Genomic DNA, 13467 nt, shown 5'->3' on the forward strand with positions numbered 1-13467 from the left:
TCATTTCCCCCCCATCTTCTCGGCGGCCGCGTGGATCGCAACGCGAATGCGCTCATAGGTGCCGCATCGGCAGAGATTTCCCGACATGACCTCGTTGATGTCTTCGTCGGTCGGCTTGGGAATCGCCTTGAGCAGTGAAATCGCCTGAATGATCTGGCCGGTCTGACAGTAGCCGCATTGCGGTACCTGATGCTCGATCCAGGCTTCCTGCACAGGATGCAGCTTTCCGTTGCCGACCGCTTCGATGGTGACTATCGCCTTTCCTGCGACATCAGCCATACGCGCCTGGCACGAGCGGACGGCGGCTCCGTCAATCTGCACCGTACAGGCGCCGCACTGAGCTATTCCGCAGCCATATTTGGGGCTCGTGATACCCAGTTCATCGCGTAAAACCCAGAGCAAAGGCATCTCTGTGACGACGTTTACTTGGTGTTTTATCCCATTGACGGTTAGTTCGATCATACCGACGCCTTCCCTCAGTAGACGTTGCTGTTCGTTGCCGCGAGCATGGCCTACGACGAGGCCGTGCTCTGGCTGATGGCCGCGGCTGCCGCCCCGGCCACCGCAATGTCCTGTTCGACCGAACCCGCGCTGGCACCCACCGCGCCGACGATCTGGCCGCCAACCTTCACCGGCAGGCCGCCGCCAAAGATCACGACATTGCCGCCATTGCTCCGCTCTATCCCGAACAGCGGCGCCCCGGGCTGAGCCAACTCGGCGAGATAATCCGTCGTCTTGTCGAACATGCGCGCCGTCTTCGCCTTGCCGATCGCGAGATCGATGCTTCCCGCAAGCGCGCCGTCCTGGCGTGCGAAGGCGATGAGGGCGCCACCGGCATCAACCACCGCAATATTGTAGGGAATGCCGAGGCTCGCTGCCTTGGCCTCGCCGGCCGAGAGCATCTGCTTTGCATCCGCCAGCGTCAGTGTATCGAGCGTGCGAGGCATGCATCCCCTTTCTCTCGACCCGAGTTCAGTCCGCCGGCCGACACGACCGCAACGAGAGGCAGCCGCCAATAGCTATCGACAACCGGGTCTCAACCGAACGATTACTAGCGCAGCAGACGACTTTCATCCGGGACAACCGCATTCGCCGTTCCGTATTGCCCAGGAGAACAGTTAGCATCAGGGCGCCGGGAGCTTCGGTTAAAAGATGTAAATTCAAAACTGGCGCATTGCTCGCCTCGGCCGAGCTCGCCATAGGCAGGAAAACCGCCGAAGTTCTTGAGGCCGGCCGTCCACGAGTTGGACATCGGATCGGTACATGCCGCATGCTTCGACCTTGACCGGTCTCATCGGCCCAGGATGTCGGGAACCGGGACGTCCTTCGGGACCGGAGCCTTCCCGTATTCGTGCAGGCGTGCCGCTTTCACGTTCTCTCCTCCCATCGTCGTCTGGGACGTGTCGTCTTGCTGAGCTAAACTCACGTGCGGGTAGCGCCAGGGTAAAAGGAGCTTAAATTCGCCAACACCCCAAAGTTCACCACACTGAGACTTGGGTGCGTTCCGCCAGATTCGGTTCGGCACAGTTCGACAACAGCCGTTCACGACAGAGTCATTCGAGAGACATGCAACGATCCGACAGACCAGGCGGCAAGACATATTGCTTCGGTGATTATCGGTTCATTCCAGACCGGCAATTGTTGATGCTTGGCGACAAGCCGTTGCGCGTAGGAAGCCGAGCTCTCGATCTGCTTAACTTACTGGTCAGCCATGCGGGGGAAGTCGTCGGCAAGGATGAGCTGATGCGTTTCGTCTGGCCGGACACCTTCGTCCACGAGAGCAATCTGAAGGTCAATATCGCCGCGTTGCGCCGTGCTCTTCCGCGAACGGCTTCAGGCCTGTCGTGCATTGCCACCGTGACCGGGCGCGGCTACCGCTTCGTCGCCCCGCTGCGCATCTACGGAGACGATCAGCCGCAACTCCATTCCGAAGCGGCCAAGGCCCCTGTCCGGGAACTGCCCCGCCTCGGGGAAGTCATTGGTCGCGATGACGTCATCGCAGACCTTGTCGCCAGGCTTCCGGAGTGCCGATTCCTGACGGTTGTCGGCCCGGCGGGAGTCGGCAAAACGACTGTCGCCATCGCCGCGGCGACACGCCTTCTCAACCGGCATCGGGACAGCGTTTGTTTCGTGGATCTCGCCGTCATCGGCGACCCTCAACTCGTGGACGCGACGATAGCGGCATCGCTCGGCATCGGCGGCAAATGGACGAACATGCTTGCCGGTATCGTCGAAGCACTGCGCAATGACGAAATGCTGCTCGTGCTCGACAATTGCGAGCATGTCCTCAGCACCGCTTCGGCGATCGCGGAACATCTGACGCTGGCGCTTCCGGGTCTTCACATCATCGCCACGAGCCGGGAGCCGCTTCGATCGCGGTCGGAGAGCGTCTATCGCTTGTCCCCGCTCCCGTATCCGGATGAGCACGGCGGCGAAAACCCGACTGACGCCCTGACCTTCCCGGCCGTCCAGCTCTTTGTGAGGCGGGCAAGCGAGGCGTACGGCTACCGGCTCGACGACGCGGACACGCCCGTCGTTGCAGCCATATGCCGACGCCTCGACGGAATCCCGCTTGCAATCGAACTCGCCGCATCGCGGCTGCCGGTTTCAAGACCGTCGGTCTTGCTCGGTCTTCTCGAACACAGTTTCGAGCCGCTTGTCGCCGGTTCCGATGGAACTCCGCCGCGGCACCAGACCCTGCTCGCGACGCTCGACTGGAGCTACCAGCTCCTTTCCAGGAATGAGGCCCGACTTCTGCGTCTCCTGTCGGTTTTCTCGGCGGGCTTCTCTCTCTCCGATGTCATCGGCGTGGCCGAGCACCTCGGCCGAGGCATCGAGGAGATCGCGGTGTGCACGGAAAGCCTGGCGGCGAAATCGCTCCTGTCGACCGCGCACGATGCCGCCGGGCCGCGCTATCGGCTGCTCGACAGTACCCGCAGCTTCGCGGCCGAACGGCTGGCGGCGACTGGAGAGGCCGCCGACGCCCGATCCAGCCACGCGCGCTATCTTCTCCGGCTGTTCGAGCACGCCGAGTCGGAGTGGCAGTGGCGGCCGAGGAACGAATGGACCGCCTCCTACGAGCCGCGAACGAACGATCTTCGCAACGCAATCGACTGGACCTTCGGCGATGGCGCGAACCCCGAGGTCGGCGTGCGTCTCACCGGCGCCGCTATACCGCTCTGGGACGAACTGTCGACCGTCGCCGAGAGCCGGCGACGTGTCGAACGGGCGCTGCAATCCGCCGAAGCCCTGTCGCGCTGCGACCCCGCCGTCAGGATGAAGCTCATAGCGTCCTATGCCTCGGGTCTCAATTTCTCCGACCATCTCGGTCCGGAAGCCGACGCGGCGTGGATGGAGGGCAACCGCCTGGCGCACGAGATCGGCAATGTCGATTACCAGCTCCGCACCTTGTGGGGCCTTGGCATATTGCAAAGCTTCACCGGGCGGCACCGACAGGCGATCGCCACGCTCAGGCAGTTCGCCCAACTTGCCGGCCAGGAAAGCGAGCGACCGGCGGTCGCGGAGGGAGAGCGCGTCAGGCTGACGGCCGTCTTCTACTGCGGCGAGGTCCGGCGAGCGCACGATGAGCTGAAGCGGCTCGTGCGAGAACATGCGACCACCGCCAAGCGCTCGGGCGTCGCCCGCTTCCAGATGGACCGGTTCGTATCGATCCGGGTGGCGCTGGCGATGACGGCCTGGGTAGCCGGAGACCGCGGCGCAGCGACGGCGGCGCTCCAGGACGCGCTCGACCACAGTCTTGCGCGCGACCATATGGTCTCGCTTTGCAACGCCCTTGCTCAGGCGGCTCTTCCTCTCGCTTTCTGGTCAGGTGAGACGGAGATTGCACGCCGACATGTTGCGACGCTCGCCCACAATCTTGCCTTGCGCGAAATCGCGATCTGGCGGCCGGTCTGTCGTTTCTATGACGGCGCCGTGGGAAGCATGGACGGCGACGCCGAAGGCGTCGACACGATGCGCCTGGCGATCGAGCAACTCGTCGCCAGCAACTTTCTCGTTCGGGTGCCAGTCTATCTCACCATCCTCGCGGAAGCCGCGTTGCGTCACGGGCGCATCGCGCTCGCCCGCGACAGCCTGAGCGCCGCCTTCGACCGTGCCGACCGGCAGGACGAGCATTGGTCCAGGCCGGAACTGCTGCGCGTGCGCGCGCTTCTGCAGCGACTGGACGGTGACCTGTCCGGCGCCTCTGAAACGCTTCTGCTCGCCGCCGAGACAGCCAGGGAAAGCGGTGCACTTTTCTTCCGGCTCCGTGCCTCGACGGCCCTGGCGGAACTGTGGGTGGAAACCGACCGGCATGTGGCGGCAGCCGAACTGCTGTCACCCGTCTGCGCGGAATTTGATGACGTACTACCTTGCGTGAACGTGGCGAAGGCGCGTCGACTGCTCAAATCTCTCGGGCGGCGGGACACCGCCCTGCGCACCGGCGCATCCTGAACTAGAGCCCTTATCGTTCGGATGGAACATCCGAACGATAAGGGCTCTAGATTCAATAGACTGGAGCAATTCCCTTTCGATCAGATGATTCCATCTGATCGGGAAATGCTCTAGCCGTTCTTGTTCGCAACCAGAGCCGGATCGAGGACGAAGGCGCTCCGCTCGGCGAGGTCGGGTATTTTCGACAGGTAGTTCTTGTAGTGCGGCGTCTCGCGGTGCGCCGCCACCGAGGCATTGTCGACATAGAGTTCATCGAGAATATAGCGGTCGGCTTTCGCCTGATCCCGCCAGACATCCCACCGCAGATTGCCGGGCTCCGTCCTGCAGTGGGGCGCCATGCCGAAGAGTAATGCCTCAAGTTCTCCGGCCTTGCCCGGCTTGGCGAGCAAAGTGGCTATGGTCTTGACGTGCGGCATGATCAGACTCCGCTATTTATCGGCAGTCTCGATGAAGGCTGCGACCTCTTTGGGATGCGAGAGCATCACGGCATGGCTGCTGTCGATCTCGACGGTTACAGCACCGGCCCGCTTGGCGAATCCCCGCTGGGACGTCGGAGGGATCATCATGTCTTTCGTGGTGACCATGAAATGCGTGGGCCTGCCCTTCCACGCGACCTTGTTGATCGGAGTCTGCACCGCCTCCAGACCCCACGGAACCTGGGCCACGGCCATGAAGCCTGTAATCGAGGTGTCGACATCGGCTGCAAATGCTTTCGGGAATTTCGCCGGGTCGACGAGCAGGTAGCCGTCACTGGGTGGCAACAGCGGTGCGGCCGATTCTCCAGCCGGAACCGGCTGTTCCGCAAGCGATGCCACCGACTCCCCGGAGTCCGGCGCAAAGGCTGCGATATAGACCAGGCTCTGCACCTTGGGGTTATTGCCCGCCTCGGTAATAACCATGCCGCCATAGGAATGGCCGACGAGGATCACCGGATGTTTCGCCGCGGCGATAACACGCTCTGTGGCCGCAACGTCGCCACTGAGGCTGATGGTCGGGTTCTGGACGACCAGCACCTCATACCCGTCGTTGGTCAGGGTGTCGAACACGGCCTGCCAGCCGGAGCCGTCGACGAACGCGCCATGCACCAGGACGATTGAGACGGGCTTGTCGGCGGCAACGGAGGCGACTGGAGAAATAGCGATCATGGCGGCGACCAATACCCAGATTGAGCGTTTCATCGTTTCAAACTCCAGAGCGCTTCCGATCCAGCGCCGCGATCAGGGCGGCGGCGATCGGGTGGTCCGAGCGGGGGTTCTGCCCGGTGATCAGCTCGCGGTCCTCGATCACATGGGGTTCGAAATCCGGGCCCACCGTGGTTTTGGCGCCTGCGAGGTCCAGAGTTTCGGGCATATGAAAATAGAGCTTGCCGTGCAGGATGTTGTCCTCGATGGGCTTCTCCTCGCTGCCCGAATAGACTGTCATCCGGTAGCCGGCGTACTGCCATCCCTTCGCAAGTTCGGCTGCCTTGGCGCGGTCGCCCTGAATCAGCGCCGCGCGAAATTCCTTCGCCCGAGGCAAGGCGGAGATCGAGATGATCGGGCCGTGGCAGAGCAGCGCGGTGGGCTTTCCGGCCGCATGGAAATGCCGAAGTATCTCGCCCGCGTCGGGATCCTGCATCAGGTCGACGACAGGCCCTTGCCCTCCCGGGGCGAACACGCCTGCATAGTTGTCCAGCCCCTCCTCGATCACCGATCGCAAGGTGCGGCCCTGGTTCGTCGATGGATCGTTGGCGAAGAAATCCTTGCCACGCCGATACGCCGCCTCGTCGCCGCCGAAATGCTGGACCGCATCGGACGCCGGGTCGATATAGGGCTTGGCGCCCGAAGGGGTGGCGAGCAGAACTTCATAACCCGCTCCGACAAGCGCCATCATCGGCACTACAGTCTCGTTGAGATATTGTCCCGTCGGACCGGTGCCGCCTCCCTGAATTTCGATCCGGGTGGCGTTCGACCCCAGCACCACCACTTTGCCCTTGCCCATGGAAGCCTCCTGATGTTTCGCGGTGGTGGCGGACCGAAGCCGGCCATCCGGGAACTGCGGAGACGATATCGCGGCGGCTGCAGGACGGCTGGTTAAAAGAGGTAAAAGCCGAAGCGGGTCGTAGCGGCAGGCATCGGCCCGGCGACGTTACGCGGAGGCCTCGGTTTTCCGGATCGGATAAGGCCCCAGGAAAAGAACCGTTGCCGCGCCACCGATGAGCAGCAGTGCACAGGCTTCGAGGATTGCCGAATAGGTGCCCGTGCTGTCGAACGCGTAACCGAACAGGCTAGGCCCTACGAAAGCGCCCACCACGAAGATGCCGTACAGGGTGGCGTAGGTCGTGGCATAGCTCCGCATTCCGAGATAGCGAGCGACCAGATAGGCCATCAGGTCGAATTCTATGCCGGACGTCAGGCCGAGCAGCAGAATGGCAATGCAGGCCATGGAGAAGCTCACATGGTCCAGCGAAAGGATGAGGCAGGCGCCCGCGCCCAACGTCAATATGACCGTGCCCACCGCAGGCGCCCAGAAGCGATCGACCAGAACGCCACCAAGCAGCCGGCCGGCCACGGCAGCTATTCCGACGAGCGAGGCGAGCTGGACGACTTCGGTCGGCGACAGGCGCAATGAGCGAAGTATGTTCTCGATGTTGGGCAGCGGCGCCGCGACGGCGAGCGACATCGGGATGAAGACGATGGCCAGGAGCCAGAAAGAGCGAGAGCGGAAAGCTTCGCGAGCGGTCATGCCTTCCGACGCTTTTCTCGCCGCCGGCCCCGCGCCGACATTCCTGCTTCGCAGCCCAGCGAAGCCCCAGAGAACCATCGGGCACGCGATGAGCACCGGCATTGCGCCCACCACGAGTATCGCCACGCGCCATCCGCCCGTCTCGATCAACAACTGGGCCAGTGGTTTTACGACGAAGGCGAACAGGCCCGCGCCGGACAACACGATGCCAAGGGCAAGACCGCGGCGCTCCTCGAACGCGCTGTTGATCACTCGCGTGAAGACGACTGGGGTCGCTCCCAACCCAAAGATCGCGATAGCCAGCCAAGAGAGATAATATTGTCCGACCGAACCGTTCGATGCCGCGAGCGTCATGTAGCTCAGGCCGAGGCACGGCAGGGAGACCGATGCCACCAGGCGCGCGCCGAATCTGTCGATCAATGTCGCGAAAAATGGCCCGACGATCAGAACTGAACCGGCCAACAACGACAGACCGCCAAAAATCGTCGCGAACGACCAGCCGAATTCTTTCGCGAAGATCGGCGCAAAGACGCCGATCGTATAGAACGGGATGGCGGGCATGCCCAAAGTCGTTCCAAGCAGGCCGGCCAGAACCAGCCGCCATCCGTTCCTGAACTCGGCGAAGTCCGTTCCCTTCACTAAGGCACTTCCTTTGTCGGGATCGAAAATCCGGCAATCGTATCGCTGGGCAGATGGACCGTTCGCAACGTATCTCTGCCTGCAACCCGTGCAAGGTTCGTGACAATCCTGGACACCGGCGAATACTGTCGGATGGATGCGGCCCACCCATGAAGACGTGCTGTCTCTCGAATGTCCGCATTCGGGATGCGGCCGCTACCAGGGCAATGACGTGAAGCGGCGCGAAGCAGACCCGCTTTTGTGTGCGCCCTTCTACGCTAGAGTGCTCCCACCCCTCGAAGCGGCCTTACATCATCTTGAAATGCGCGCAAATCGGACTGCGAAGGCAGGAATGGAGAGCGCCAGCCCGACGGGAGTCAAATACGGACGAAAGCGGCAACAAGCTACGGCGAAAACCGCCGCCGAAACTACGCTATTGCCGCCGCTTGTATCGTCACTCCCACTCGATCGTCCCCGGCGGCTTCGACGTCACGTCGTACACGACCCGGTTCACCCCCTTCACCTCGTTGACGATCCGCGTCGACACGCGGGCCAGGAACGGCATCTCGAAGGGGTAGAAGTCCGCCGTCATGCCGTCGACCGAGGTGACGGCACGCAGGCCGACGACGTAGTCGTAGGTGCGGTAGTCGCCCATCACGCCCACTGTCTTGACCGGCAAGATCACTGCGAAGGCCTGCCAGATGGCGTCGTAGAGGCCGTGGCGGCGAATCTCTTCGAGATAGATCTCGTCGGCGAGGCGCAGAATATCCAGCTTCTCCGGGGTGATCTCGCCGGGGCAGCGGATGGCGAGGCCGGGGCCGGGGAACGGGTGGCGGCCGACGAAGATCTCCGGCAGGCCGAGTTCGCGGCCGAGCGCGCGCACCTCGTCCTTGAAAAGTTCGCGCAGCGGCTCCACCAGCTTCATGTTCATGCGCGCCGGCAGGCCGCCGACATTGTGGTGGCTCTTGATCGTCACAGAGGGACCGCCGGTGAAGCTCACGCTCTCGATCACGTCGGGATAGAGCGTGCCCTGGGCGAGGAACGCGGCGCCGCCGATCTTGCGCGCCTCTTCCTCGAACACGTCGATGAACAGCTTGCCGATGGTCTTGCGCTTCACTTCCGGGTCGGTGACGCCGTCGAGCGCGTTCAGGAACATGTCGCCGGCGTCCACATGCACCAGCGGGATGTTGTAGGAATCGCGGAACAGCGTGACCACCTTCTGCGCCTCGCCGAGACGCAACAGGCCGTGGTCGACGAAGACGCAGGTGAGCTGGTCTCCGATCGCCTCATGGATCAGCACCGCGGCGACCGAGGAATCGACGCCGCCGGACAGGCCGCAGATCACCCGCTCCGAGCCCACTTGCTCGCGGATGCGGCGGATGGCCTCCTCGCGGAAGGCAGCCATGGTCCAGTCGCTCTTCAGCCCGACGATATTGTGCACGAAGTTAGCCAGCAGCTTGCCGCCGTCCGGCGTGTGCACCACTTCGGGGTGGAACATGGTGGTGTAGATGCGCCGCTCCTCGTTCACCGCAATGGCGAAGGGGGCGTTCTCGGAGGTGCCGGCGACGACGAAGCCCTCGGGCAGCACGGTGACGCGGTCGCCATGGCTCATCCACACCGGATAGCGCTGGCCCACTTCCCAGAAGCCGGCATAAAGCGGGCTCGGCTCGCGGATTTCGACATCGGCGCGGCCGAACTCGGCGGCATGGCCGCCTTCCACCACACCGCCGAGCTGAAGCGCGGCGGTCTGCTGGCCATAGCAGATGGCGAGGATCGGCACGCCGCTGTCGAACACCGCCTGCGGCGCGCGCGGGCTGTTCTCATCCATCACCGAGGCCGGGCCGCCGGAGAAGATCACGCCCTTGGGTTTCAGCCGCTCGAAGGCCTCGGCCGCGTGCTGGAAGGGGTGGATCTCGCAATAGACCCCGGTCTCACGGACCCGTCGCGCGATGAGCTGCGTCACCTGCGAACCGAAGTCGATGATGAGAATGGTGTCGTGCTGTGCGGGTGCGTCGAGTGCTGTCATGACAGGCTTCTAATGAGCGCCGGGCCGTGCGTCCAGCGCCTTCATGGCCAAGCAGCCTTGCATGCGGCTCAGGGCTTGTCCCTACGGATGGTCGGGAAATCCACGGGAAGCCCCCATTGGCGTCATCCCGGAATGGCCGTGAGGCCATATCCGGGATCGCAGGAAGGTGTTGTACGGGATTTCACGCGATCCCGGCTCTGCGCCCTTCGGGCTTCGGCCGGGATGACGGCGAATGGAGAGGGAGAACGATGCTCAGATCTTGTCGCCCCACAGGCCGTCGCAGCCGTCGGGGGCCGCGGTCACGCTGGAATGGCGCTTGAACAGCTCGGCGCAGCCATAGGCACGGGCCTGCTTGGGCAAATGCGAATTGATGGCAACGCCGATATTGTCATAGGGGTCGTTCGCCATGAAGACATAGTAGGCCCAATAGCCGCCGACGATGATGATGAGGATAATGATCAGCCGAATCAGGCCCATGGCACTCTCTCCGCATGCGGGTTCAACGACCCGACACGGAATCTAGGGCGGTGTCGGGGTGACGTCGAGACTGACTTAGGCTCGTTGCAGCATGGCGACGAAGAATCCATCCGTGCCGGTGCGCCGCGGTGTCAGCAGCAGGCCCTCATCGCTCACCAGCGCCGCCTGTGCGAGAGCCGGGCCACGGGCGCCCAGCGCCAGTACAGCCTCGGCCGGCGGGATGACGCGGAAATCCGGGTTGGCGGCGAGCAGCCGGCGAATCTGGGTGCCGTTCTCCTCGTCGAGCAGCGAGCAGGTGATGTAGGCGAGCCGCCCGCCCGGCTTTACATGACGCACGGCGGCATCCAGCACGGTGGTCTGGTCGCGCATGCGCTCGGCCAGCGCGCCGGGGCGCATGCGCCATTTGGCGTCCGGGTTACGACGCCAGGTGCCGGTGCCGGTGCAGGGCGCGTCGATCAGCACCAGGTCCATGCGGCCTTCCAGGTCCTCCAGCACGTCGGCCTTGCCGCGCGGGGTGCGCACCTGGACATTGTGGGCGCCGGCACGCTTCACCCGGTCATGGATCGGCGCGAGGCGGCGCATGTCGTCATCATAGGCGTAGAGCTGGCCGGCATTGTCCATCAAGGCCGCCAGCGCCAGCGTCTTGCCGCCGCCGCCGGCGCACAGATCCAGCACCTGCCCGCCGCGCGGCGGGGCGGCGAGGATGCTGGCGAGCTGGGAGCCCTCGTCCTGGATTTCCACCTGGCCCTTGAGATAAGCCGGCTCGGAGGTGAGCGGCGGCGCCTTGCCGTCGGCACTGAGCACCACGCGCAGCGCCAGCGGCGACCATTCGCCCGGCTTCGGCTCCAGATGCGCCAGCGCGGCCGCGGCCTTCTCCGGCAGGGCTTTGAGCGTGTTGACGCGCAGATCGAGCGGGGCGCGCTCGGCGAGCGCGGCGCCCTCGGCCGCGCTCTCGTCGCCGAACACCGCGGCGAGATGGGCGTCCAGCCATTCCGGATAGTCGCCGGCAATATGAGCGGGTGCGCCTTCGAGGCTGGCAGCTTCCAGCCGGGCGCGCTCGTCATCGGTGAGCGGCGCCGGGGCGAAACGGCTGCCGTCGCACAGGCCGGCAATCGTCTCGGCGTCCTGCCCGCGGGCGAGCCGAAGCGTGCCGAGCAACACGGCGCGGGCATCCTCCCCGCCCAGCACAAAGCCCGCCGAGGCACGCCGGCGCAGCGCGTCATGCACCAGGCCGGCAATGGCTGCGCGATCGCCGGAACCGGCGAAGCGGTGGTCGCGGCCCCAGTCCTTCAGCACGTCGGCGGCCGGCCGGCGCGCGGTGTCAACGGCGGCGAAGACTTCAATGGCAGCGGCAAGCCGCGCGGCAGGCGTCATGGCGGGTACGCGATCACGGGATGATGGGGGCAAAGATGATAGCGAGGGCGAATAGCACCCACATCGCCAGAAGTACAATCACGCCCACCAGATAGGCCGGGAAGCGCAGGCGGATCTCGTTCGAGGTGACGTAGACGAAGGCGTGCACGATGCGCGAGAGCACGAACACCCAGGACAGTATCACGAACAGCAGGTCCGCCTTGCGGGTGATGAGGGCGAAGGCGACGATGGCATAGAACAGCACCGGCAGTTCGAACTGGTTGCGGAAGGCGTTGCCGGCCTGGCGTGCCTCGGGCGGCCAGGCGCGGTCGTCGAGCCTCGCCCCCTCGCCTACCGTGCCGTTGCGCACCGCGCGGTAGCGCACGGGGCCGAGCCAGATCAGCAGGGCAAAGGTGAGCGCCACCTGCACGAACACCGGGAGCAGCACGGCGGGAATGGACATCGGGTCTTTTCTCCTGGGAAGCTGGGGCGAGGTGCCGGCACGACGAAGGCCCCGTGGGATGTGCCGCGGGGCCTTGTGAGGCTATGTGATTCCGGGAGCGAGGGCGTTCTGCTTCAGCATCCTTCGGGGCGAGCTTTGCTCGCACCTCAGGATGAGGTTCGTCATTTAGTGCGACCTCATCCTGAGGCGCCGACCGCAGGTCGGCCTCGAAGGATGTTCACGCAGATCACTTACGCCGCCTTGCGGTTCACCGAACGCAGCGCGAGCTCGGTCAATACCTTGTCGGCGTTCTTCTCCTGCGCGAGATTGGCCTCGAACAGCTTGGCGGCCTCCGGCATCTTCAGCTGGCCGGCCCAGGCGATCAGCGTGCCGTAGCGGGCCATCTCATAATGCTCGACCGCCTGGGCGGAGGCGAGCAGGCCGGCATCCATCACCTCGGGCGCCTCGGCCTCCTCCATCACCTCCTTGGCCTCGTCGACCAGCCCTTCGATCGCGTCGCATTTCACGCCGCGGGCCGGCTTGTTCATCATCTCGAACACCTGCTGCAGGCGTTCCACCTGGCCTTCGGTCTCCTCGCGATGGGTCTCGAACGCCTTCTTCAGCTCCGGCGTCTGCGCCGCCTTCGCCATTTTCGGCAGCGCCTTGAGGATCTGCTTCTCAGCGTAATAGACGTCCTTCAGCAGATGGACGAAAAGATCGTTCAAGTCTTTCATGACCGTGCCTCACCCGTAATTCTTGACGCGCGGAGTGCGCGTCGCCGGAGCAAACGCGGCGTTACGTCAAGTGTTCCTGCCTTTTCGAACAGCCTTCCGCATCGGTGCCATGGAACGGCATGGGCGTCTTCGCCGTTATCTGGCAGCACGCCGGAGGGACCATGGCGAAACAGGCGGTTACCACCGCGAAGCAGAGCGGGGCGCGCCAGTCGGGCAAGCAACGGCGCTCGGCGTTCACGCGCTTCTCGCAGAAAGTCGCGGCCTATTCCGGCAAGCCGATCACCTTCATCGTGGCGCTCGGCATCATCGTGGTGTGGGGGCTGAGCGGGCCGATCTTCGGCTTCAACGACACCTGGCAGCTGGTCATCAACACCTCGACCACCATCATCACCTTCCTGATGGTATTCGTGATCCAGAACAGCCAGAACCGCGACACCGCCGCGCTGCAGATCAAGCTCGACGAGCTGATCTCCAAGCTGGAGGGGCCGCGGGAGATATTGCTGGATCTGGAAGAGCTGGACGACGATGCGCTGGAGGAGTTGCGCGCCGAGTTCGAGGCGATGGCCGAGAAGGCGCGAAAGGCCGGCGGGACGGCAAAAGCCGCAGCCTGACGCGTCGCCTCACTCGCCGGGATGGCCCGG

General features: G+C 64.1%; 13 protein-coding genes. 2 read left to right on the plus strand and 11 right to left on the minus strand.

Features of this window, described 5'->3' with window-relative positions; all coding sequences use genetic code 11:
• Positions 1–462 carry a (2Fe-2S)-binding protein gene (locus tag G3545_RS07280; RefSeq protein ID WP_170011244.1) on the minus strand — a complete coding sequence of 154 codons (462 nt, stop codon included), beginning with the start codon at positions 460–462 and terminating at the stop codon, positions 1–3.
• A gap of 50 nt (positions 463–512) precedes the next feature.
• The gene (locus G3545_RS07285; RefSeq protein ID WP_170011245.1) at positions 513–947 is read right to left on the minus strand and encodes a heme-binding protein; all 435 of its coding nucleotides are present in this window, start codon (positions 945–947) and stop codon (positions 513–515) included.
• Between the two features lie 619 nt (positions 948–1566).
• On the opposite strand from G3545_RS07285, the gene G3545_RS07290 reads away from it, so the two are divergent.
• Positions 1567–4452 carry a winged helix-turn-helix domain-containing protein gene (locus G3545_RS07290; RefSeq protein ID WP_170011246.1) on the plus strand — a complete coding sequence of 962 codons (2886 nt, stop codon included), beginning with the start codon at positions 1567–1569 and terminating at the stop codon, positions 4450–4452.
• A gap of 110 nt (positions 4453–4562) precedes the next feature.
• On the opposite strand, the gene G3545_RS07295 is transcribed toward G3545_RS07290, so the two are convergent.
• The 9 genes from G3545_RS07295 to G3545_RS07335 form a co-directional block, all read right to left on the minus strand.
• Complete coding sequence (locus G3545_RS07295; RefSeq protein WP_170011247.1) at positions 4563–4868, minus strand: putative quinol monooxygenase; 306 nt, start codon at positions 4866–4868, stop codon at positions 4563–4565.
• 12 nt (positions 4869–4880) lie between these two features.
• Complete coding sequence (locus G3545_RS07300) at positions 4881–5630, minus strand: alpha/beta hydrolase (protein WP_170011249.1); 750 nt, start codon at positions 5628–5630, stop codon at positions 4881–4883.
• A 4-nt stretch (positions 5631–5634) separates the two neighbouring features.
• Positions 5635–6432 carry a DJ-1/PfpI family protein gene (locus tag G3545_RS07305; protein ID WP_170011251.1) on the minus strand — a complete coding sequence of 266 codons (798 nt, stop codon included), beginning with the start codon at positions 6430–6432 and terminating at the stop codon, positions 5635–5637.
• Between the two features lie 147 nt (positions 6433–6579).
• Positions 6580–7815: an MFS transporter gene (locus G3545_RS07310; protein ID WP_170011253.1), complete on the minus strand. Its 1236-nt coding sequence runs from the start codon at positions 7813–7815 to the stop codon at positions 6580–6582.
• Positions 7816–8248: 433 nt separating this feature from the next.
• The gene (guaA, locus tag G3545_RS07315; protein ID WP_170011255.1) at positions 8249–9820 is read right to left on the minus strand and encodes a glutamine-hydrolyzing GMP synthase; all 1572 of its coding nucleotides are present in this window, start codon (positions 9818–9820) and stop codon (positions 8249–8251) included.
• Between the two features lie 252 nt (positions 9821–10072).
• Positions 10073–10297, minus strand: a complete 225-nt coding sequence (locus G3545_RS07320) for a hypothetical protein (RefSeq protein ID WP_170011258.1) — start codon at positions 10295–10297, stop codon at positions 10073–10075.
• A 75-nt stretch (positions 10298–10372) separates the two neighbouring features.
• The gene (locus tag G3545_RS07325) at positions 10373–11671 is read right to left on the minus strand and encodes an RsmB/NOP family class I SAM-dependent RNA methyltransferase (RefSeq protein ID WP_170011260.1); all 1299 of its coding nucleotides are present in this window, start codon (positions 11669–11671) and stop codon (positions 10373–10375) included.
• Between the two features lie 13 nt (positions 11672–11684).
• Entirely contained in the window at positions 11685–12113 is a 429-nt protein-coding gene (locus G3545_RS07330; protein ID WP_170011262.1) for an MAPEG family protein, read from the minus strand.
• Between the two features lie 230 nt (positions 12114–12343).
• On the minus strand, positions 12344–12826 hold the full coding sequence (locus tag G3545_RS07335; protein WP_170011264.1) for a ferritin-like domain-containing protein: 483 nt from the start codon (positions 12824–12826) through the stop codon (positions 12344–12346).
• A gap of 161 nt (positions 12827–12987) precedes the next feature.
• Between G3545_RS07335 and G3545_RS07340 the strand changes: the two genes are divergently transcribed.
• Positions 12988–13437 (plus strand): low affinity iron permease family protein, encoded by a 450-nt coding sequence (locus G3545_RS07340; RefSeq protein WP_170011266.1) that lies wholly within the window; start codon positions 12988–12990, stop codon positions 13435–13437.
• The last annotated feature ends 30 nt before the right edge of the window (positions 13438–13467 follow it).

This window comes from Starkeya sp. ORNL1 (assembly GCF_012971745.1).
Taxonomy (GTDB): domain Bacteria; phylum Pseudomonadota; class Alphaproteobacteria; order Rhizobiales; family Xanthobacteraceae; genus Ancylobacter.

What these genes read in the sequence shown, in the direction of transcription:
- G3545_RS07290 (WP_170011246.1), top strand. Translation starts at nt 1,567, where the DNA reads ATGCAACGATCCGACAGACCAGGCGGCAAGACATATTGCTTCGGTGAT.
- G3545_RS07320 (WP_170011258.1), bottom strand. Translation starts at nt 10,297, where the DNA reads ATGGGCCTGATTCGGCTGATCATTATCCTCATCATCATCGTCGGCGGC.
- G3545_RS07295 (WP_170011247.1), bottom strand. Translation starts at nt 4,868, where the DNA reads ATGCCGCACGTCAAGACCATAGCCACTTTGCTCGCCAAGCCGGGCAAG.
- G3545_RS07330 (WP_170011262.1), bottom strand. Translation starts at nt 12,113, where the DNA reads ATGTCCATTCCCGCCGTGCTGCTCCCGGTGTTCGTGCAGGTGGCGCTC.
- G3545_RS07335 (WP_170011264.1), bottom strand. Translation starts at nt 12,826, where the DNA reads ATGAAAGACTTGAACGATCTTTTCGTCCATCTGCTGAAGGACGTCTAT.
- G3545_RS07325 (WP_170011260.1), bottom strand. Translation starts at nt 11,671, where the DNA reads ATGACGCCTGCCGCGCGGCTTGCCGCTGCCATTGAAGTCTTCGCCGCC.
- G3545_RS07305 (WP_170011251.1), bottom strand. Translation starts at nt 6,432, where the DNA reads ATGGGCAAGGGCAAAGTGGTGGTGCTGGGGTCGAACGCCACCCGGATC.
- guaA (WP_170011255.1), bottom strand. Translation starts at nt 9,820, where the DNA reads ATGACAGCACTCGACGCACCCGCACAGCACGACACCATTCTCATCATC.
- G3545_RS07280 (WP_170011244.1), bottom strand. Translation starts at nt 462, where the DNA reads ATGATCGAACTAACCGTCAATGGGATAAAACACCAAGTAAACGTCGTC.
- G3545_RS07285 (WP_170011245.1), bottom strand. Translation starts at nt 947, where the DNA reads ATGCCTCGCACGCTCGATACACTGACGCTGGCGGATGCAAAGCAGATG.
- G3545_RS07300 (WP_170011249.1), bottom strand. Translation starts at nt 5,630, where the DNA reads ATGAAACGCTCAATCTGGGTATTGGTCGCCGCCATGATCGCTATTTCT.
- G3545_RS07340 (WP_170011266.1), top strand. Translation starts at nt 12,988, where the DNA reads ATGGCGAAACAGGCGGTTACCACCGCGAAGCAGAGCGGGGCGCGCCAG.